This is a genomic window from Pseudomonas sp. NFX71 (assembly GCF_048079215.1).
Lineage (GTDB): Bacteria > Pseudomonadota > Gammaproteobacteria > Pseudomonadales > Pseudomonadaceae > Aquipseudomonas > Aquipseudomonas fluorescens_B.
Window position 1 is genome coordinate 587,086 of sequence record NZ_CP182230.1, and the last position, 19,543, is coordinate 606,628.

A 19,543-nucleotide genomic window follows, 5' to 3' on the forward strand; every position below is an offset into this window, starting at 1 on the left:
CGACATGTTCCGTCCCAAGTTGTTATTCACCAGCCTTGCCGCACTCGCCCTTGGTGCCTGCTCACCGCAGGATCCGCAAGCTGTCACGTCGGCGGCCATTGCCAAGTCGGTGATCCTGCCGACCTACACCCGCTGGGTTGAAGCCGACCGCCAACTGGCTGTCAGCGCGCTGGCCTACTGCGAAGGCAAGGAAAATCTCGACACCGCCCGCGCCGACTTCCTGCACGCGCAGAAAGCCTGGGCCGAGCTGCAACCGCTGCTGATCGGTCCGCTGGCTGAAGGCAATCGCGCCTGGCAGGTGCAGTTCTGGCCGGACAAGAAAAACCTTGTCGGCCGTCAGGTCGAGCAAATGGTCGACGCCCAGCCGCAGATCGATGCCGCGGCGCTGGCCAAATCCAGCGTTGTGGTTCAGGGCCTCTCGGCCTACGAATACATCCTGTTCGACAACAAGCCTGACGTGGCCAACGACGCGCAGAAAGCCAAGTACTGCCCGCTGCTGAAAGCGATTGGCGAGCGCCAGAAACTGATGGCCGAAGACATTCTGAAAAGCTGGAACAACACCGACGGCATGCTCGCGCAGATGAGCAAGTTTCCGAACCAGCGCTACGCCGATTCCCACGAGGCCATCGCCGATCTGCTGCGCGTGCAGGTCACCGCCCTGGACAGCCTGAAGAAAAAACTCGGCACGCCGATGGGCCGTCAGAGCAAGGGCGTGCCGCAACCGTTCCAGGCCGATGCATGGCGCAGCCAGTCTTCCCTGACCGGCCTCGAAGCCAGCCTCGCCGCCGCCAAAACCGTCTGGGAAGGTGTCGACAACAAAGGCCTGCGCGGCTTGTTGCCGAGCGAGCAGAAGCCGTTGGCCGACAAGATCGACGCCGCTTATGCCTCCTCGCTGAAGCTGTTCGCCAGCAACCAGCGCTCACTGACCGAGATGCTCAACGACGACGCCGGTCGCCAACAGCTCAACGACCTCTACGACAGCCTCAACGTGGTCCATCGCCTGCACGAAGGCGAGCTGGCCAAGGCGCTGGGCATCCAACTGGGCTTCAACGCCAACGACGGTGACTGATGAGGGCGAGTGCCATGCTGCGACGACAGGCTCTGACGTTAGGTAGTTTGCTGCTGGGAGCAGTGACACTGGGCGGCTGGACGCTGTTCAAGCAAAAGGACAAGAGCCCGCTATTGCTCTCGGCGCGGGACGATACGGACGGCAAGCATTACGCCGTCGGATATCGGTTGGACGGTACACGGGTATTCGCTACCCAGGTCGGTCAGCGTTGCCACGACATCATCAATCATCCGGCCCTGCCGATTGCGCTGTTTGTCGCCCGTCGCCCAGGCACCGAGAGCTACCTGATCGACCTGCGCGACGGCACGCTGTTGCAAACCGTAGCCTCGCAGCCGAACCGCCATTTCTATGGTCACGCGGTGATTCACCACAGCGGCGACTGGCTGTACGCCACCGAGAACGACACGACCGACCCGGGTCGCGGCTTGCTCGGTGTGTATAAGTTCGAAGGCGAGCGCCTCGTGCACAGTGGCGAAATGTCCACCCACGGTATCGGCCCGCATCAGGTGTCGTGGATGCCCGATGGCGAAACCCTGGTGGTGGCCAACGGCGGGATTCGCACCGAGGCGGAAAGCCGGGTCGAGATGAACCTGAACGCCATGGAGCCGAGCCTGGTGCTGATGCAACGCGACGGTACTTTACTGAGCAAGGAAACCCTCGCCCAGCAGATGAACAGCGTGCGGCACCTGGGGATCGCCAGTGACGGCACCATCGTCGCCGGTCAGCAATTCATGGGCCCGTCCCACGAATCTTCGGAACTGTTGGCCATCAAGCGGCCCGGTCAGGCGTTCGTGGCGTTCCCGGTGCCCGAGCACCAGTTGCAGGCGATGGGGCATTACACCGCCAGCGTCGCGGTACACAGTGACTTGCGGCTGGTCGCGTTGACCGCGCCACGGGGCAATCGCTTTTTCATCTGGGACCTGGACAGCGGTGAAGTGCGCCTCGATGCGCCACTTCCCGATTGCGCCGGGGTCGGTGCAGTGGCTGACGGTTTTGTCGTGACGTCGGGTCAAGGGCGTTGCCGTTACTACGATTGCCGCCAGACCGATCTGGTTGCTAAACCGTTAGAGCTGCCTGCGGGGCTTTGGGACAACCACCTTCATTTGATCTGACGCCACCTCCCTTTCGGTGGATCTAACCTGTGGTGAGGGAGCTTGCTCCCTCACCACAGGTTTTTTGTTCCCCCGCAGTGCATGCTCGCCTGTGAAAAGTGGCAGTTGGATTCACTGCCGCTCTCGGAGTAATGTTCCCGTCTGTCTCATGATTTCTCCAAGGAACTGGAAATATGCTGCGTCGCCGCATGCTGATCATGTTGGGTGTTGTTCTGCTGGTCGTGCTGGTCCTGGCCGGTTATAAAGCCTTCTCCATCTACACGATGATTCAAGGCTTCTCCGCGCCGAAACCGCCTATAAGCGTTGCCGTGGCCACGGCCATCGAACGGCCCTGGCAAGCCCGCCTGCCTACCGTCGGCACGCTCACGGCGCTGCAAGGCGTAGACCTGAGCCTGGAAACCGACGGCACCGTCATCGATTTGCAGTTCGAGTCAGGGCAGAAGGTCAAGGCCGGCCAACCCCTCATGCGTCTCGACAGCGCCGTGGAAACTGCCTTTCTGGAAACCGCCCAGGCCGACCTCGGGCTGGCCCAGCTCGATTACGGTCGCGGTAGCCAACTGGTGGGCAGCCAGGCCATTTCCAAAGGCGAATTCGACCGTCTTTCGGCGGTGCTGAAAAAAAGCAAAGCCACCGTCAATCAACTCAAGGCTGCGCTCGGCAAAAAAAGCATCGTTGCGCCCTTCAGCGGCACTATCGGCATTCGCCAGGTGGACGTTGGCGACTATCTTGCCAGCGGCACCATGATTGCCACTCTGCAAGACCTCAGCAGTCTCTACGTCGACTTTTTCGTGCCCGAGCAGTCGGTGCCGAAGATCGCCATCGGTCAGCCGGTCGAAATCATTGTCGCGGCCTACCCGACGCAGACCTTCCCCGGCACCATCAGCGCGATCAATCCGAAACTCGAGAACAGCACGCGCAACATGCAGGTCCGCGCGACCCTGGCCAACCCCGACGGCAAACTGTTGCCGGGCATGTTCGCCAACCTGCAGGTGATATTGCCCGACCCGCAGTTACGCGTCGTCGTGCCGGAAAGCGCGATCACGTACACGCTGTACGGCAATTCGCTGTACGTCGTCGCACAGAAAAAAACCGAAGACGGCCAGGTTGAAAAAGACGCCAAGGGTGAACCCATCCTGATCGCCGAACGCCGTTTCATCGAAACCGGTGAACGCCGCGACGGTGTGGTGGTGATTGCCAAAGGTGTGCGCAACGGTGAAAAAGTGGTCACCGCCGGCCAGATCAAACTGGACAACGGCGCACACATTGCCATCAGCGACGACAAGACTTTAGCCGAGCAGAACAGCCCGCCGCGCGCGGACTGATCAAGGAATCCCCATGGCTTTTACCGACCCGTTCATCCGCCGCCCGGTGCTCGCCTCCGTGGTCAGCCTGCTGATTGTGCTGCTGGGTTTCCAGGCCTGGAGCAAGCTACCGCTGCGCCAGTATCCGCAAATGGAAAACGCCCTGATCACGGTGACCACCGCGTACCCCGGCGCCAACGCCGAAACCATCCAGGGCTACATCACGCAACCGATGCAGCAAAGCCTGGCGAGTGCCGAAGGCATCGACTACATGACCTCGGTCAGTCGCCAGAACTTCTCGGTGATCTCGATCTACGCGCGCGTCGGTTCCAACAGCGACCGATTGTTCACCGAGTTGCTGGCCAAGGCCAACGAAGTGAAAAACAAGTTGCCTCAGGACGCCGAAGACCCGGTACTGAGCAAGGAGGCCGCCGACGCCTCGGCGCTGATGTACATCAGCTTCTTCAGCAAGGAACTGAGCAACCCGCAGATCACCGACTACCTGTCGCGGGTCATCCAGCCCAAACTTGCCACCTTGCCGGGCATGGCCGAGGCCGAGATTCTCGGCAACCAGGTGTTCGCCATGCGCCTGTGGCTGGACCCGGTGAAACTGGCTGGCTTCGGCCTGAGCGCCAGCGATGTGACCGATGCCGTGCGCAAGTACAACTTCCTTTCCGCTGCCGGTGAAGTGAAAGGCGAGTACGTGGTCACCAGCATCAACGCCAACACCGAGCTCAAATCCGCGCAAGCCTTCGCTGCGATTCCACTCAAGGTCGATGGTGACAGCCGCGTGCTGCTCAGTGATGTCGCGCGGGTGGAAATGGGCGCGGAGAACTACGACACCATCAGCTCCTTTGGTGGCACGCCCTCGGTCTACATCGGCATCAAGGCCACCCCCGGCGCGAACCCGCTGGACGTGATCAAGGAAGTGCGCAAGATCATGCCGGACCTTGAGGCCCAGCTGCCGCCGAACCTCAAGGGTGAAATCGCCTACGACGCCACACTGTTCATCCAGGCTTCGATCGACGAAGTGGTGAAAACCCTGTTCGAAGCGGTGCTGATCGTGATCGTGGTCGTGTTCCTGTTCCTCGGGGCGCTGCGCTCGGTCGTGATCCCGGTGGTGACGATTCCGCTGTCGATGATCGGCGTGATGTTCTTCATGCAGATGATGGGCTACTCGATCAACCTGCTGACCCTGCTGGCGATGGTGTTGGCCATCGGCCTGGTGGTGGACGACGCCATCGTGGTGGTGGAAAACATTCACCGGCACATCGAGGAAGGCAAGCCCCCGCTGGACGCGGCTATCGAGGGTGCACGGGAAATCGCCATGCCGGTGGTTTCGATGACCATTACCCTGGCGGCGGTCTATGCGCCCATCGGTTTCCTGACCGGCCTCACCGGAGCGCTGTTCAAGGAGTTCGCCCTGACCCTGGCCGGGGCGGTGGTGATCTCCGGCATCGTCGCCCTGACGCTGTCGCCGATGATGTGCGCCTTCCTGCTGCGCCACGACGAAAACCCCAGCGGCCTGGCTCACCGGCTGGACCTGATTTTCGAAGGCCTCAAGCGCCGCTACCAGCGTCTGTTGCACGGAACGCTCAACACGCGGCCGGTGGTGCTGGTGTTCGCGGTGATCGTACTGTGCCTGATTCCGGTGCTGCTCACCTTCACCAAGTCGGAACTGGCACCGGACGAGGATCAGGGCATCATCTTCATGCTGGCCAGCGCCCCGCAGCCAACCAACCTTGATTACCTGAACACCTACACCGACGAATTCATCAGCATCTTCAAGGCGTTTCCCGAGTACTACTCCTCGTTCCAGATCAACGGCTTCAACGGCGTGCAATCGGGGATTGGCGGTTTCCTGCTCAAACCGTGGAACGAGCGCGATCGCACGCAAATGGAAATCCTGCCCGAGGTGCAGAGCAAACTGGAGAGCATTCCGGGATTGCAGGTTTTCGGCTTCAACCTGCCCTCCCTGCCGGGCACCGGCGAGGGGCTACCGTTTCAGTTCGTCGTCAATACCGCCAACGATTACGAGTCGCTGTTGCAAGTGATGGACCGGGTGAAGAAACGCGCGATGGCGTCCGGCAAATTCGCCTTCGTCGACGTCGACCTGGCGTTCGACAAACCCGAAGTCGTGGTCGATATCGATCGCGCCAAGGCCGCGCAGATGGGTGTGTCGATGCAGGATCTGGGCGGGACATTGGCGACGTTGCTGGGTGAAGCGGAAATCAACCGTTTCACCATTGAAGGCCGCAGTTACAAAGTGATCGCGCAGGTTGAACGGCCATTCCGGGACAACCCCGGCTGGCTGAACAACTATTACGTGAAAAACACCAAGGGTGAGCTGCTGGCCCTGTCGACCCTGATCACCGTTTCCGACCGGGCCCGCCCACGGCAATTGAATCAGTTCCAGCAGCTCAACTCGGCCATTCTCTCCGGGGTTCCGCTGGTGAGCATGGGTGAAGCCCTCGACGCGGTGCGGCAGATTGCCCGGGAAGAGGCGCCGGCGGGTTTTGCCGTCGACTATGCCGGGGCATCGCGGCAGTACGTTCAGGAAGGTAGCGCGCTGTGGGTGACGTTTGCCCTGGCGCTGGCGATCATTTTCCTGGTGCTGGCGGCTCAGTTCGAAAGTTTCCGCGACCCGTTGGTGATTCTGGTAACGGTGCCGCTGTCGATCTGTGGTGCGTTGATCCCGCTGTTCCTCGGCTGGTCGAGCATGAACATCTACACCCAGGTCGGGCTGGTGACGCTGATCGGGCTGATCAGCAAGCACGGGATCCTGATCGTCGAATTCGCCAACCAGCTGCGCAAGGAAAAGGGCCTGACGCCGCGCGAGGCGGTCGAGGAGGCAGCGGCCATACGCCTGCGCCCGGTGTTGATGACCACCGCGGCGATGGTGTTCGGCATGGTGCCGTTGATCATTGCCACGGGCGCGGGCGCTGTCAGCCGGTTCGACATCGGCACGGTGATCGCTACGGGGATGTCGATCGGGACGTTGTTTACGTTGTTCGTATTGCCGTGTGTGTACACGTTGTTGGCTAAACCCGATAAACCTGTAAACGCTTGACCCCTGTAGGAGCCAGAAAGCCGACTCCTGCAAGGGTCGACGCAGGTCTCGAGTCATCAGGCATAAACAAAAGGCCTCGCATATGCGAGGCCTTTTATTTGGGCTTCAATCTGGTCAACTCTGCGGCCTCAGTCCTTGAGAAAGTCCGAACATGAACAGCAATAAATCATGATCGGGTTGGGTTGCAACGGTTGCCTTTGCAACCCGTGGCATCGGACAACGCATGTCCCCGTTCACTGAACTGAGGACTTGCGTGCGGGGCTGCTCCCAAGCCGCCACCGCCAGTGAAGCAACTGCCAAGGCTCCTATTAAAAACAAACCTCGTGCAATTTCGAGTTTCATTGCTATAAACCCTTGATAGCGCTGCCAAACGCTGTCTCATAAAGGTAGACGAGTTTCTTCCAGTCTGTCGTGCTGAACGACGAGTGGCGACGCAGTTGCTTCAGGTCATGGGACGCGGCGCGACGGGCGGTCAAACGCTGACGGCATTTCTCCAGATCGATCAACGCAACTTCGACTTTCGTCGCCTCGCCCTCACCGGTAACCCGGACAAAGACGTGCTTGATGTAGAGGCAACTGTGCTGCCACCGCCCCTTGTGCATGCGCACCAGGTTATCGGCCAGTTCCTTCAGCACGCGATCATGCACCGCCTCGCCATGACGTTCGCGGCCACCGCCTGCGTACCAGTGCTCGATTTCCTCAAAACCGTCCAGAGCCTTGGTCACCAACAACGCGCGCCACTTGTGGACAGGATCGCGTTGCGCACCACAGAAAATTATCTCCGGAACACGCACGCCGATCCGACTCAACCCGATGAGCGCGTCCCGCTCACGCAGCACCGTCGGCCGACCCAACGGGTACTGCCAGCTGCGATAGACATGCCCGTTCTGACGCTTGGCGTAGAACAACTGTCCATCAATGCTCTTGATGCGTTGCACACCACTTTCACCACCGCGACGAACGTTAGGCTCTTCAACCCATTCGCCCTGCTGGTTCCAGTAATAGTCAAAGTCCCGGGAATCGATGTCCGCATCTGCTGCATATTGCACTGCCATCAGTTACCTCTTGCGTAATACATAAACCCGCCACATGGCATAGAGCGGTATAAAGTCCAGTTGTTCCTGAATACGGAACCCCGCCTGCTCGAATTCCTTTTCGACCGTAGCAGCCGGTAACACAAACCGATTTTGGTAACCTTCCTGTTCACGCTTTTTCTCGGAGCGCTTGCGTTTCCAGGCTTTGAAATTGCCGTCGACCCATAACGAAAGGATCACGCTGTCACGGCTGACGCGCTCGAATTCACGCAGAATGGCCAGTCGATGCTCGGCTTCACCGATGTGGTGCAGCAAACGCATGCAAAAAATGCTGTCGACGGCGTTATCAGGCAAGGCGATGTCGAATGCAGAAGTGTGCAAGGGTTGTACCCTTTTCACGACTTGCGCGGGTTGCGCCTGCAAAGCGATCTTGAGCATGGATTCGGAGTTGTCCGCACCGATGATCACCCGGTTGGTTTTTTCCGCCAGCAATGGCCAGAAACGTCCGGCACCACAGGGTAGATCGAGGACAAGTCCGGGTTCGCCGACCAACGCCAGTGCCTTGCGCGCCAGTTGTTCATCGCGCCAATGGGACAGTCGACGACCGAGGCCGTCCTGATGTTTTTGCAGGTATTTCCGAGCATGCTGATCGTCGTATTTATCGGAAAAATCGAGTTTGATCGGGGCGGCCATCATCAAGGACTCCTGAACGTCTGATGACAATTACCTTAGGTAGCGCCGTGTCAGCGTCCGGTCATGCCTTTGTGAAAAAATTGTCATGTTAACCCCCGAATTATTTCAGGGTTTTACATGAGCAAAATGATGGCTTAGGGCCACCCAATACCAGGCGTTCGATCAGTACGAGGGTGGTTAACCCAGTTCCACCTGAAACCGACAGCCATGAGGCTCCATGTTGGTCAGACTGACGCTCCACCCCTGGTTTTCGCAAATCCGCTGCACCAGCGACAGGCCCAGTCCCAGGCCCTCGCCGCGTTTTTCATTACCCCGCACGAAAGGTTCGAACATCGCTTCGCGTTTTTCCTCGGGAATGCCTACGCCACTGTCTTCGACCCGGAAACCCGTAGTGGTCAGGGTCAAGCGAATGAAACCCTGTTCGGTGTAATGCAGCGCATTGCGTAACAGGTTGCCCATGACCGCGTGCAGAAGCGTGGCGTTGTAGCAGGTGCTGTCCGGATTGCCCGGTTCGAACATCAGCGACAGCCCTTTGGCCTCGATCGGTTCGCGCCACAGGTTGAGCAGACCGTCGGCGACCTGGGCCAGCGACTGTTGCGGCGCCATACTGGCGTCTTCACGTTGGGCCCGGGCCAGCATCAGAAAGGTCTGCACCAGCTCGCGCATCTCTTCGCAGGCACGGGCGATTCGTTCGACCTGAGCCCGACCGCGCTGGTCGATGCCGGAGTTTTCCAGCAACAGCTCACAGGAACTGGCCAACACCATCAACGGGGTGCGCAACTCGTGGCTGACGTCACTGGTGAACAAGCGCTCCCGGGTCAATGCCTGGCGCAGGCGACCGAGGGTGGCGTCGAAAGCCACGGCCAGCTCGCCCACTTCATCCGCGGCATAGTCCGGTGCCAGCGGTGGCGCCAGCCCCAGCAACTGGTCGCGGTGGCGCACCTGACGGGCCAGCCGCACCACAGGCGCCATCACCTTGCGCGCCAGGATCCAGCCGAGGAATACCGCCAACGCCAGACTCAGGACGAAGCCCACCAGCACCACGGCGAACAACACCCGCTCCCGTTCTTCGAAATCACTCTGGTCCTGCAGCAACACATAACGCCGGCCATCGACGACTTCGACCATCGCGTGATACGACAGCTGCTCGCGAAACACTTCGTGGAAACCCGGATCAAGATGGCGCAAATCCTTGGGCAGCTCGAAATCGCCCGGTCCGCCGCTGAAATAGAACAGCTGGTCCGGCTCGGGGCGATGGCTCCAGTCCGACACACTGTCCATCAACAGCAGGCGTTGCAAATCCCCGCCGAGGCCTGCCGAAATCAGTTTTTCTTCTACCAGGTGCACGGTCGCCACAATCCCCATGGCGAAGGCCCCGGCCACCAATGCGCTCATCAGCGCAAAGGCGATGATGATCCGTTGAGCAAGGCTCTGTCTAAACTCCATCACGGCCCTCGGCCAAGCGATAACCCACACCGTGCACGGTTTGCAGCAAAGGCTTGGCGAACGGTTTGTCGATCACCTGACGCAATTGGTGGACGTGGCTGCGCAGGCTGTCACTGTCCGGGCAATCATCGCCCCACAGGGCTTCTTCGAGAATTTCCCGGCGCAGGACGTGCGGGCTTTTCTGCATCAGCACGGCCAGCAACTTCAGGCCCACCGGGTTGAGCTTCAGCAAGCGCCCTTCGCGGGTGACTTCCAGGGTATCGAGGTCGTAACTCAAATCCCCGACCTGCAAGGTACGACGGCCGCCGCCCTGTGCCCGACGCATCACGGCTTCGATCCGCGCAGCCAGTTCAGACAGGGCAAAGGGTTTGATCAGGTAATCGTCGGCGCCGGACTTGAAGCCTTGCAGGCGGTCGTCCAGTTGATCGCGGGCTGTGAGCATGATCACCGGCGTGTCGCGACGGGCGTCTTCGCGCAGGCGTTTGCACAAGGTGTAGCCGTCGATACCGGGCAACATGATGTCGAGCACGATCAAATCGTAGTGCTCGGTGGCCGCCAGGTGCAGGCCTGACAAACCATCCTGCGCGCAATCCACGGTGTAGCCCTTGAGCCCCAGGTAATCGGCCAGATTGGCCAGGATATCGCGGTTATCTTCAACCAACAGAATGCGCATGGGCACCTCCTCCGTACACAGTAACGGCCGTCTTGGCCCGCGCAGCTTAAGGCCTGGCGTGGCTGAGGGCTAGGACTGCGTGCAGTGGAAAACCCTGCCGGCAAACCTGTCGAGCCCTTGACGACTTTTTCACTATCGATTCACACAGCAGCGACACAACCGGGTTCAAACTCCGCGCGGCTGCGCTCTCAAGAACTTACCGACTAAGGAACTGCCATGGTTTCGACCCTTGCCCGCCCCGCCTCTCGCCCGCTCAATTTCTGGGTGTGCCTGGGTGTTCCCGTCGTTGCGGCGATCATTCTGGTGCTGCTCGAACTGACGTCCCTGGACATGGACCTGGCCCGGCTGTTCTATGACCCGGCGGCTGGAGACTTCATCGGGCGCCACAGTTTTTTCCTCGAAGACATCCTGCATGACCGTGCCAAGCAAGTGGTCATCGCCTTCTCGGTGTTCGCGATTTTCGGTTTCATCGGTGCCTTTTTCATCGACAGGCTCAAACCGTTCAAACGGGAATTGGGTTGTATGGTGCTGTCCCTGGGACTGGCGACATCCTTTGTCACGCCGATGAAAGCGGTGACGGCGGTTCAATGCCCGTGGAGTCTGGAACAATTCGGCGGGCATGAGACCTACAGCGAACTCCTCAGCCCTCGCCCGCAGACGGACAAACCCGGCCGTTGCTGGCCCGGCGGGCATGCCGCGACCGGGTTCACGCTGTTTGCCTTGTTCTTTGTGCTGCGGGATCGGCGTCCGCGTCTGGCACGTAAAGCCTTTATTTTTGCCTTCACGTTGGGCACGGTGTTTTCCGTGAGCCGGATGATGCAGGGCGCGCACTTTTTCTCGCACAACGTGTGGACGGCGATTTTCTGCTGGCTCATTTGTCTGGGATCGTACTACTACACCCTGTATCGCCCGGCTACCAACGTTGAGCGGGTTACCAAGTCACAAGCGGTTAGCGTTTGAACTGACATCATCGCGACTCGGTCTCCGGACGGCCCCACATCAAAGGCAATAAAAAACCCCGCCTGCTTTCGCAGGCGGGGTTTTTTCGTACGGGGTAAGGCTGGCTTACATCATGCCGCCCATGCCGCCCATACCGCCCATGTCTGGCATACCGCCGCCAGCTGGTGCGTCTTCCTTGATCTCGGCGATCATGGCTTCGGTGGTGATCATCAGGCTGGCAATCGACGAAGCCGCTTGCAGAGCCGAACGAGTCACTTTGGCCGGGTCCAGGATACCCATTTCGATCATGTCGCCGTATTCGCCGGTGGCAGCGTTGTAACCGTAGTTACCCGAACCCTGCTTGACCTTGTCGACCACTACGCTTGGCTCGTCGCCGGAGTTGGCAACGATCTGGCGCAGTGGCGCTTCAACAGCGCGACGCAGCAACTGGATGCCAACGTTCTGGTCATCGTTGTCGCCTTTCAGCTCGGAGATTGCCTGCAGAGCGCGAACCAGTGCCACGCCGCCGCCAGGTACCACGCCTTCTTCAACGGCTGCACGGGTAGCGTGCAGGGCGTCTTCAACGCGGGCTTTCTTCTCTTTCATTTCAACTTCGGAACCAGCGCCAACCTTGATCACAGCAACGCCGCCGGACAGCTTGGCCAGACGCTCTTGCAGTTTTTCACGGTCGTAGTCGGACGAAGTGTCGGCCACTTGCTGACGGATCTGCAGAACGCGAGCCTGGATGTCAGCCTCAACGCCGGCGCCGTCGATCACGGTGGTGTTTTCTTTGGACAGGATCACGCGCTTGGCATTACCCAGGTGTTCCAGGGTAGTGCTTTCCAGGCTCAGACCGATCTCTTCGGAGATAACGGTACCGCCAGTCAGAACAGCGATGTCCTGCAGCATGGCCTTGCGACGGTCGCCGAAGCCTGGAGCCTTGACGGCTGCGACTTTGACGATGCCACGCATGTTGTTCACAACCAGAGTCGCCAGGGCTTCGCCTTCAACGTCTTCAGCCACGATCAGCAGTGGACGGCCGGCTTTGGCAACGGCTTCCAGGACTGGCAGCATTTCGCGGATGTTCGAGATCTTTTTGTCGACCAGCAGGATCAGCGGACCGTCCAGCTCGGCAGTCATGGTCTCTGGCTTGTTGACGAAGTACGGGGACAGGTAGCCACGGTCGAACTGCATGCCTTCAACAACCGACAGTTCGTTTTCCAGGCCCGAGCCTTCTTCAACGGTGATCACGCCTTCTTTACCGACTTTTTCCATGGCTTCGGCAATGATGTCGCCGATGGAGTTGTCGGAGTTGGCCGAGATGGTGCCGACCTGAGCGATGGCCTTGGTGTCAGCGCAAGGCTTGGACAGGGCTTTGAGCTCTTTGACGATCGCGATGGTCGCTTTGTCGATACCGCGCTTCAGGTCCATCGGGTTCATGCCGGCAGCGACGGCTTTCAGGCCTTCGTTGACGATCGACTGAGCCAGAACGGTAGCGGTGGTGGTGCCGTCGCCTGCGTCATCGTTGGCACGGGAGGCAACGTCTTTGACCAGCTGCGCGCCCATGTTTTCGAAACGGTCTTTCAGTTCGATTTCTTTAGCGACGGACACGCCGTCCTTGGTGATGGTCGGAGCGCCGAAGCTCTTCTCGATGATCACGTTGCGGCCTTTAGGGCCCAGGGTCGCTTTTACTGCGTCAGCCAGGACGTTGACACCGGCGAGCATTTTCTTACGGGCGGAATCGCCGAATTTAACTTCTTTAGCAGCCATGATCGATATTCCTTAAATACTTTGTAGTAGCGGGAAAATGAGCGGGAAATCAGCCTTCGACAACAGCGAGGATTTCGCTCTCGCCGATGACCAGCAGGTCTTCGCCGTCAACTTTCACAGTGTTGCTGCCGGAGTAAGGGCCGAACACAACCTTGTCACCCACTTTCACGGACAGCGCACGCACTTCACCGTTTTCCAGAACTTTGCCTGGGCCTACAGCGAGGACTTCGCCCTGGTTTGGCTTTTCAGCAGCCGAACCTGGCAGGACGATACCGCCAGCGGTTTTCTTTTCTTCTTCGCTGCGACGGACGACGACGCGGTCATGCAGAGGACGAAGCTTCATTGTCGATCTCTCCTAATTGTGGTTTTCATCGGCCGGTGTATTCCCGGCGGGTTTAACAAATCCGGCAGTGCCGGGTGCGGTTCGTCAAGCGAACCGCGGAAGTCTGTCTGGCATGATCGCCAGAAACCTTGCGGTGACCGTTACATAAGGGCGCATAAGCTTATTACAAGGGCGCGGATCGAAAATTTTTACATCCATGACCCGAAAACGAACACGGCACCCGAAGGTGCCGTGCAGGTGAAACGGTTTACTTGGAATCCCGGTGCTCGAACTCGCCTTCGATCACGTTCGGCTCGCGGCCCAGCGGCTGCTGCGGGGCAGGACCGCCCCGAGGCTGAAGGTCATCGGCGAACGCACGCTGACGGATCGCCGCCTCTTCGGCGCGCTGGCGCATTTTATTGGCCAGCAACCGGCGAGAGATCGGCAGCAACATGATCAGGCCCAGCACGTCGGTGACGAAGCCCGGCAGAATCAACAAACCACCCGCCAGGGCCAGCATCAGGCCTTCGAGCATGGTCTGGGCCGGCAGCTCGCCGCGGTTCAGGCTTTCACGCGCACGCAGCGCGGTTGCCAGGCCGGCGATACGCAGCACGAACACGCCGAGCATCGAGCCGAGAATGACCAGTAGCAGGGCCGGGAAAAACCCGATTGCACCGCTCACCTTGACGAATACGAACAGCTCCAACACCGGAAACAGTACAAAGAGCAATAAAAAAGGGCGCATCAAATGGTTCCTCAACGCAAGAATGCCTTGCCAGTGTTCCCTAGATGACGTCGCCATTGCGTGAATTCAAGCGTCGGCCACTTCATTTTTCGGCCAATGCTCGGCGTGAGCCAGAAAAACCAAGGCTTCGCGTACTTGTGTCGGCGTATTACATGGGGCTTGGAACGGTAGCCAGTAGAGCCCCTGGCCGATGCGCAGGTGCATGCCTTCCGAGTCGATCCCGGCCAATTGCGCCGGCTCGGTGTCCGGCAGGCCGGCGAGCTCGACATAGTGGGCGATGGCTTTGGCGTGGTCGGCATTCATGTGCTCGACCATGCTCACTTCCGCCTTGCCCGCGAAAGGATTGGCCAGTGTCAGCTGATCGACCCAGTGAATCGCACCAAAACCGCCGATGTAGCGGTGACGCACAGGGTTGAGCACCCAGAAATCGAAATCGTGGGCCTTGTGGTAGCTCTGCGAATCCGGGAAATAGCGGTAGTAACGCTCGGCCGCCGCATCGATGGCGGCCTCGTCCTCAAGCTTTTGCGCTTCGGCGAGGTAAGTCAGGCGACCGACGGCTTGCACGTCTTCGGCTTCACGCTCGCCCACGAACAGCGAACATTTCGGGTCTTTTTGCAGGTTATGCGTGTGCTGGGCGATGCGGCTGATCAGGATCAGCGGCCGACCCTGCCCGTCCAGGCAGTACGGAACCACCGAGCCAAACGGGAAGCCGGGCATCGCCTTGGAGTGCGTCGAGAGCACTCCACGGTATTCCTTGAGAAGCAATTCTCGGGCATTCTTGGCCGCTTCAACGCTCAATTTATGACTCCTTATATAGAATCCGTCGAAAAAACGGACAGGCGACTGATGAAAGTTACAGTCCGCCATCGGGGCAGTTCTCATGTGCACGTCCGGTGCAGATCGAGAGGCTCTCTTGCAGGAAGACCACTTCAACCTGTTACCGGGGCATGCGAATGCAACTCACTGACAAAGTAATCATTATCACGGGCGGTTGCCAGGGTTTAGGCCGCTCCATGGCCGAGTATTTCGCCGGCAAAGGCGCGAAGCTTGCGCTGGTTGACCTGAACCCGGAAAAGCTCGATGACGCCGTTGCCGCGTGCAAGGCCAAGGGTGTCGAGGCCCGCGCCTACCTGTGCAACGTCGCCAATGAAGAGCAAGTGACGCACATGGTCGCCCAGGTGGCCGAAGACTTCGGCGCGATCCATGGTCTGATCAACAACGCAGGGATCCTGCGCGACGGCCTGCTGCTGAAGGTCAAGGACGGCGAGATGACCAAGATGAGCCTGGCTCAATGGCAGGCGGTCATCGATGTCAACCTGACCGGCGTGTTCCTGTGCACCCGTGAAGTCGCGGCGAAAATGGTCGAGCTGAACAACAACGGCACGATCATCAATATCTCGTCGATCTCCCGTGCCGGCAACGTCGGTCAGACCAACTACTCCGCTGCCAAGGCCGGTGTCGCGGCAGCGACCGTGACTTGGGCAAAAGAGCTGGCGCGCTACGGCATTCGTGTGGCGGGTATTGCTCCGGGCTTTATCGAAACCGAGATGACGTTGGGCATGAAGCCTGAAGCGCTGGAGAAAATGACGTCCGGGATTCCGCTCAAGCGGATGGGCAAGCCGGAAGAAATCGCCCACTCGGCGGCGTACATTTTCGAGAATGACTACTACACCGGCCGGATCCTGGAGATGGATGGCGGGTTGCGGATCTAAACCCCGACGCAAAACAACTGTGGGGGCGACGGACCTGCTCGCGATAACGGTGTGCCATTCAACAGATGAGTTGACTGATCTAACGCTATCGCGAGCAGGCTCGCTCCCACAGGGGATCGTATTTCAGATCATCAATCGTCGCTGATGGTGATATTCGGCATCGCCGGGGTCGCCGCTTCCTGCAACACAATCCGCGCGCCGACATGGCGGGCGAGTTCCTGGTAGACCAGCGCGATCGGGCTGTCCGGCTCGGCGATCACCGTTGGCTTGCCGCCGTCGGCCTGTTCGCGAATGGCCATTGCCAGCGGCAACGAAGCCAGCAGTTCAACGCCATATTGGTTCGCCAGTTTCACACCACCGCCCTCACCGAACAGATGCTCGGCATGCCCGCAGTTCGAGCAGATGTGCACGGCCATGTTTTCCACCACGCCCAGCACCGGGATGTTGACCTTGCGGAACATCTCCACGCCTTTGCGCGCGTCCAGCAACGCCAGGTCTTGCGGGGTGGTGACAATGACCGCGCCGGCCACCGGGACTTTCTGCGCCAGGGTCAGCTGAATGTCACCGGTGCCTGGCGGCATGTCGATGACCAGGTAATCCAGGTCGCCCCACGCGGTTTGCGTGACCAGTTGCAACAGCGCGCCGGAAACCATCGGACCGCGCCAGACCATCGGCGTGTTGTCGTCGGTCAGGAACGCCATGGACATCACTTCGACGCCATGGGACTCGATTGGCACGAACCACTTCTGATCCTTTACCTTTGGTCGGGTGCCTTCGGGAATACCGAACATGATGCCCTGGCTCGGCCCGTAAATGTCCGCGTCGAGGATCCCGACCTTGGCGCCTTCGCGGGCCAGGGCCAGCGCGAGGTTGGCGGCGGTGGTGGATTTGCCCACGCCGCCTTTGCCGGACGCCACGGCGACAACATTCTTGACGTTGGCCAGGCCCGGAATCTGCGCCTGCGCCTTGTGCGCGGCGATCACAGTGGTGATATCAACGCGGGCACTGGTGACGCCGTCGAGGCCTTCGATGGCCATCTGCAGCATCTGTGCCCAGCCACTTTTGAACAGACCGGCGGCGTACCCCAACTCCAGCTGGACGCTGACGCGATCACCCTGGATGTCGATGTTGCGCACGCATCCGGCGCTGACCGGGTCCTGGTTCAGGTAAGGGTCGGTGTACTGGCGAAGGACGGCTTCCACCGCTGCGCGATTGACGGCGCTCATGGGCAACTCCGATAGCAAGACTGGAAAATCAGGCAGGTATCCTACGCCGGACATACATTTGTGGCGAGGGAGCTTGCTCCCGCCGGCCGATCCGCGTCCGGGCGAAGCAGTCGCAATCAGGCAGACGCACTCCTTCCGCCGAAAACGGGTTGCAGGGTTTGGGGCGGCTTCGCCACCCAGCGGGAGCAAGCTCCCTCACCACACACAAGCATTTTCACGCTGTTACTGCCTGTTCACAGGTTTGGGCATTCGATGCAACCGGAAACAGGCTGACGGGGTGAAAAATATGCGCCAGCGCTTTATAGTGGCCGACCTCCGTTTCATCAAGTAGCCGAGCCCCATGTCCGAGCCACGCAAGATCCTCGTCACCAGCGCCCTGCCCTATGCCAATGGTTCGATCCATCTTGGCCACATGCTGGAATACATCCAGACCGATATGTGGGTGCGCTTCCAGAAGCACCGCGGCAATCAATGCATCTATGTCTGCGCCGACGACGCCCACGGTTCGGCCATCATGCTGCGTGCGGAAAAGGAAGGCATCACCCCGGAACAACTGATCGCCAACGTCCAGGCTGAACACAGCGCCGACTTTGCCGAGTTCCTGGTGGACTTCGACAACTTCCACTCCACTCACGCCGAAGAAAACCGTGAGCTGTCGAGCCAGATCTACCTGAAGCTGCGTGACGCCGGGCACATCGCCACGCGCTCGATCACGCAATACTTCGACCCGGAAAAGAAAATGTTCCTGGCCGACCGCTTCATCAAGGGCACCTGCCCGAAATGCGGCACTGAAGACCAGTACGGCGACAACTGCGAAAAATGCGGCGCGACCTACGCACCGACCGACCTGAAGGATCCGAAGTCGGCGATCTCCGGCGCTACCCCGGTGCTCAAGGATTCCCAGCACTTCTTCTTCAAGCTGCCGGACTTCCAGGAAATGCTGCAAGCCTGGACCCGCAGTGGCACACTGCAAGACGCCGTCGCGAACAAGATCGCCGAATGGCTGGATGCCGGCCTGCAACAGTGGGACATTTCCCGCGATGCGCCGTACTTCGGTTTCGAAATTCCGGGCGAGCCAGGCAAATACTTCTACGTCTGGCTGGACGCGCCGATCGGCTACATGGCCAGTTTCAAGAACCTCTGCAACCGTAAGCCGGAGCTGGATTTCGATGCGTTCTGGGCCAAGGATTCCACGGCCGAGCTGTATCACTTCATCGGCAAGGACATCGTCAACTTCCACGCCCTGTTCTGGCCCGCGATGCTCGAAGGCGCCGGTTTCCGTAAACCGACCGGCATCAACGTGCACGGCTACCTGACCGTCAACGGTCAAAAAATGTCCAAGTCCCGTGGCACCTTCATCAAGGCCCGGACCTACCTGGATCACCTGTCGCCGGAATACCTGCGTTATTACTACGCGGCCAAGCTGGGTCGTGGCGTCGATGACCTCGACCTGAACCTCGAAGACTTCGTGCAGAAGGTCAACTCCGACCTGGTCGGCAAAGTCGTCAACATCGCCAGCCGCTGCGCCGGTTTCATCCACAAAGGCAACGCCGGCGTGCTGGTAGCGGGTAACGCCGCACCGGAACTGACCGAAGCGTTTCTTGCCGCAGCGCCAAGCATCGCCGAAGCCTACGAGGCTCGCGACTTTGCCCGTGCGATGCGCGAAATCATGGGCCTGGCCGACCGCGCCAATGCGTGGATCGCCGACAAGGCACCGTGGTCGCTGAACAAACAGGAAGGCAAGCACGACGAAGTCCAGGCCATCTGCGCGCTGGGCATCAACCTGTTCCGCCAACTGGTGATCTTCCTCAAACCGGTGCTGCCATTGCTGGCCGCCGATGCCGAGGCGTTCCTGAACGTCGCGCCGCTGACCTGGAACGACCACGCGACCTTGCTCAGCAACCATCAGCTGAACGAGTTCAAACCGTTGATGACCCGTATCGACCCGGTGAAAGTGCAAGCCATGACCGACGCTTCGAAAGAAGACCTGACCGCGAGCCAGACCGACACGGGCGAAGCGGCACCTGCCGGCAACGGCGAACTGGCCAAGGATCCACTTTCGCCAGAGATCGATTTCGACGCCTTTGCCGCGATCGACCTGCGCGTCGCGCTGATCGTCAAGGCCGAACATGTAGAAGGTGCCGACAAACTGCTGCGCCTGACCCTGGACATCGGTGACGAGCAACGCAACGTGTTCTCCGGAATCAAGAGCGCTTACCCGGACCCGTCCAAGCTCGATGGTCGCCTGACCATGATGATCGCCAACCTCAAGCCACGGAAAATGAAATTCGGGATCTCCGAAGGCATGGTGATGGCGGCCGGCCCTGGCGGTGAAGAAATCTACCTGCTCAGCCCCGACAGCGGCGCCAAGCCGGGTCAGCGCATCAAGTAAGGTTCTGCGCGAAACCGATCCCACAGTCGTGCCCGGCGT

17 protein-coding genes are annotated in these 19,543 nt (G+C 59.8%); 7 read left to right on the forward strand and 10 right to left on the reverse strand.

Going from position 1 to position 19,543, the window contains the following annotated elements:
- Nucleotides 1-4 precede the first annotated feature (4 nt).
- The 4 genes from ACM1ZW_RS02705 to ACM1ZW_RS02720 all read left to right on the forward strand — a co-directional run bounded on the left by ACM1ZW_RS02705 (nucleotide 5) and on the right by ACM1ZW_RS02720 (nucleotide 6,552).
- A complete protein-coding gene (locus tag ACM1ZW_RS02705) occupies nucleotides 5-1,069 on the forward strand; it encodes an imelysin family protein (protein WP_416740128.1) in 1,065 nt (354 codons plus the stop codon).
- Between the two features lie 14 nt (nucleotides 1,070-1,083).
- Nucleotides 1,084-2,181 carry a DUF1513 domain-containing protein gene (locus ACM1ZW_RS02710; protein ID WP_416740129.1) on the forward strand — a complete coding sequence of 366 codons (1,098 nt, stop codon included), beginning with the start codon at nucleotides 1,084-1,086 and terminating at the stop codon, nucleotides 2,179-2,181.
- Nucleotides 2,182-2,354: 173 nt separating this feature from the next.
- Nucleotides 2,355-3,503, forward strand: coding sequence for an efflux RND transporter periplasmic adaptor subunit (locus ACM1ZW_RS02715; RefSeq protein WP_416740130.1), 1,149 nt, complete (start codon nucleotides 2,355-2,357; stop codon nucleotides 3,501-3,503).
- Between the two features lie 13 nt (nucleotides 3,504-3,516).
- Entirely contained in the window at nucleotides 3,517-6,552 is a 3,036-nt protein-coding gene (locus ACM1ZW_RS02720; protein WP_416740131.1) for a multidrug efflux RND transporter permease subunit, read from the forward strand.
- Nucleotides 6,553-6,666: 114 nt separating this feature from the next.
- Here ACM1ZW_RS02720 and ACM1ZW_RS02725 read toward each other — a convergent pair whose 3' ends face one another.
- From ACM1ZW_RS02725 to colR, 5 genes are all read right to left on the reverse strand, one after another.
- Nucleotides 6,667-6,894 carry a hypothetical protein gene (locus tag ACM1ZW_RS02725; protein ID WP_416740132.1) on the reverse strand — a complete coding sequence of 76 codons (228 nt, stop codon included), beginning with the start codon at nucleotides 6,892-6,894 and terminating at the stop codon, nucleotides 6,667-6,669.
- Nucleotides 6,895-6,896: 2 nt separating this feature from the next.
- Entirely contained in the window at nucleotides 6,897-7,607 is a 711-nt protein-coding gene (locus ACM1ZW_RS02730; RefSeq protein ID WP_414884219.1) for a lipopolysaccharide kinase InaA family protein, read from the reverse strand.
- A 3-nt stretch (nucleotides 7,608-7,610) separates the two neighbouring features.
- Nucleotides 7,611-8,279, reverse strand: a complete 669-nt coding sequence (locus ACM1ZW_RS02735) for a class I SAM-dependent methyltransferase (RefSeq protein ID WP_414884270.1) — start codon at nucleotides 8,277-8,279, stop codon at nucleotides 7,611-7,613.
- Nucleotides 8,280-8,456: 177 nt separating this feature from the next.
- Nucleotides 8,457-9,725 carry a sensor histidine kinase gene (locus ACM1ZW_RS02740; protein WP_017340551.1) on the reverse strand — a complete coding sequence of 423 codons (1,269 nt, stop codon included), beginning with the start codon at nucleotides 9,723-9,725 and terminating at the stop codon, nucleotides 8,457-8,459.
- Nucleotides 9,715-10,398: a two-component system response regulator ColR gene (gene colR / locus ACM1ZW_RS02745; protein WP_008032118.1), complete on the reverse strand. Its 684-nt coding sequence runs from the start codon at nucleotides 10,396-10,398 to the stop codon at nucleotides 9,715-9,717. Before colR ends, ACM1ZW_RS02740 begins: the two co-directional genes overlap by 11 nt.
- A 216-nt stretch (nucleotides 10,399-10,614) precedes the next feature.
- Between colR and ACM1ZW_RS02750 the strand changes: the two genes are divergently transcribed.
- Nucleotides 10,615-11,358 (forward strand): phosphatase PAP2 family protein, encoded by a 744-nt coding sequence (locus tag ACM1ZW_RS02750; protein ID WP_414877836.1) that lies wholly within the window; start codon nucleotides 10,615-10,617, stop codon nucleotides 11,356-11,358.
- Nucleotides 11,359-11,463: 105 nt separating this feature from the next.
- Here the strand turns inward: ACM1ZW_RS02750 and groL are convergent, their stop codons facing one another.
- The 4 genes from groL to ACM1ZW_RS02770 form a co-directional block, all read right to left on the reverse strand.
- Nucleotides 11,464-13,107 carry a chaperonin GroEL gene (groL, locus tag ACM1ZW_RS02755; protein WP_008032122.1) on the reverse strand — a complete coding sequence of 548 codons (1,644 nt, stop codon included), beginning with the start codon at nucleotides 13,105-13,107 and terminating at the stop codon, nucleotides 11,464-11,466.
- 49 nt (nucleotides 13,108-13,156) lie between these two features.
- On the reverse strand, nucleotides 13,157-13,450 hold the full coding sequence (locus ACM1ZW_RS02760; RefSeq protein ID WP_017340553.1) for a co-chaperone GroES: 294 nt from the start codon (nucleotides 13,448-13,450) through the stop codon (nucleotides 13,157-13,159).
- 247 nt (nucleotides 13,451-13,697) lie between these two features.
- Entirely contained in the window at nucleotides 13,698-14,174 is a 477-nt protein-coding gene (locus ACM1ZW_RS02765) for an FxsA family protein (protein WP_017340554.1), read from the reverse strand.
- 66 nt (nucleotides 14,175-14,240) lie between these two features.
- On the reverse strand, nucleotides 14,241-14,972 hold the full coding sequence (locus ACM1ZW_RS02770; RefSeq protein ID WP_017340555.1) for a HugZ family protein: 732 nt from the start codon (nucleotides 14,970-14,972) through the stop codon (nucleotides 14,241-14,243).
- 155 nt (nucleotides 14,973-15,127) lie between these two features.
- On the opposite strand from ACM1ZW_RS02770, the gene ACM1ZW_RS02775 reads away from it, so the two are divergent.
- Nucleotides 15,128-15,886 carry an SDR family oxidoreductase gene (locus tag ACM1ZW_RS02775; RefSeq protein ID WP_017340556.1) on the forward strand — a complete coding sequence of 253 codons (759 nt, stop codon included), beginning with the start codon at nucleotides 15,128-15,130 and terminating at the stop codon, nucleotides 15,884-15,886.
- Nucleotides 15,887-16,017: 131 nt separating this feature from the next.
- Here ACM1ZW_RS02775 and apbC read toward each other — a convergent pair whose 3' ends face one another.
- Nucleotides 16,018-17,112: an iron-sulfur cluster carrier protein ApbC gene (apbC, locus tag ACM1ZW_RS02780; protein WP_416740134.1), complete on the reverse strand. Its 1,095-nt coding sequence runs from the start codon at nucleotides 17,110-17,112 to the stop codon at nucleotides 16,018-16,020.
- A 340-nt stretch (nucleotides 17,113-17,452) separates the two neighbouring features.
- Between apbC and metG the strand changes: the two genes are divergently transcribed.
- A complete protein-coding gene (gene metG, locus ACM1ZW_RS02785; RefSeq protein WP_017340558.1) occupies nucleotides 17,453-19,504 on the forward strand; it encodes a methionine--tRNA ligase in 2,052 nt (683 codons plus the stop codon).
- Nucleotides 19,505-19,543: the final 39 nt, after the last annotated feature.

Excerpts from the sequence above, each read along its gene's own strand:
- ACM1ZW_RS02730 (WP_414884219.1), bottom strand. The coding sequence starts at position 7,607 with ATGGCAGTGCAATATGCAGCAGATGCGGACATCGATTCCCGGGACTTT.
- ACM1ZW_RS02750 (WP_414877836.1), top strand. The coding sequence starts at position 10,615 with ATGGTTTCGACCCTTGCCCGCCCCGCCTCTCGCCCGCTCAATTTCTGG.
- ACM1ZW_RS02715 (WP_416740130.1), top strand. The coding sequence starts at position 2,355 with ATGCTGCGTCGCCGCATGCTGATCATGTTGGGTGTTGTTCTGCTGGTC.
- ACM1ZW_RS02775 (WP_017340556.1), top strand. The coding sequence starts at position 15,128 with ATGCAACTCACTGACAAAGTAATCATTATCACGGGCGGTTGCCAGGGT.
- ACM1ZW_RS02760 (WP_017340553.1), bottom strand. The coding sequence starts at position 13,450 with ATGAAGCTTCGTCCTCTGCATGACCGCGTCGTCGTCCGTCGCAGCGAA.
- ACM1ZW_RS02710 (WP_416740129.1), top strand. The coding sequence starts at position 1,084 with ATGCTGCGACGACAGGCTCTGACGTTAGGTAGTTTGCTGCTGGGAGCA.
- ACM1ZW_RS02735 (WP_414884270.1), bottom strand. The coding sequence starts at position 8,279 with ATGGCCGCCCCGATCAAACTCGATTTTTCCGATAAATACGACGATCAG.
- apbC (WP_416740134.1), bottom strand. The coding sequence starts at position 17,112 with ATGAGCGCCGTCAATCGCGCAGCGGTGGAAGCCGTCCTTCGCCAGTAC.
- ACM1ZW_RS02765 (WP_017340554.1), bottom strand. The coding sequence starts at position 14,174 with ATGCGCCCTTTTTTATTGCTCTTTGTACTGTTTCCGGTGTTGGAGCTG.
- ACM1ZW_RS02725 (WP_416740132.1), bottom strand. The coding sequence starts at position 6,894 with ATGAAACTCGAAATTGCACGAGGTTTGTTTTTAATAGGAGCCTTGGCA.
- ACM1ZW_RS02740 (WP_017340551.1), bottom strand. The coding sequence starts at position 9,725 with ATGGAGTTTAGACAGAGCCTTGCTCAACGGATCATCATCGCCTTTGCG.
- ACM1ZW_RS02720 (WP_416740131.1), top strand. The coding sequence starts at position 3,517 with ATGGCTTTTACCGACCCGTTCATCCGCCGCCCGGTGCTCGCCTCCGTG.
- colR (WP_008032118.1), bottom strand. The coding sequence starts at position 10,398 with ATGCGCATTCTGTTGGTTGAAGATAACCGCGATATCCTGGCCAATCTG.
- metG (WP_017340558.1), top strand. The coding sequence starts at position 17,453 with ATGTCCGAGCCACGCAAGATCCTCGTCACCAGCGCCCTGCCCTATGCC.
- groL (WP_008032122.1), bottom strand. The coding sequence starts at position 13,107 with ATGGCTGCTAAAGAAGTTAAATTCGGCGATTCCGCCCGTAAGAAAATG.
- ACM1ZW_RS02705 (WP_416740128.1), top strand. The coding sequence starts at position 5 with ATGTTCCGTCCCAAGTTGTTATTCACCAGCCTTGCCGCACTCGCCCTT.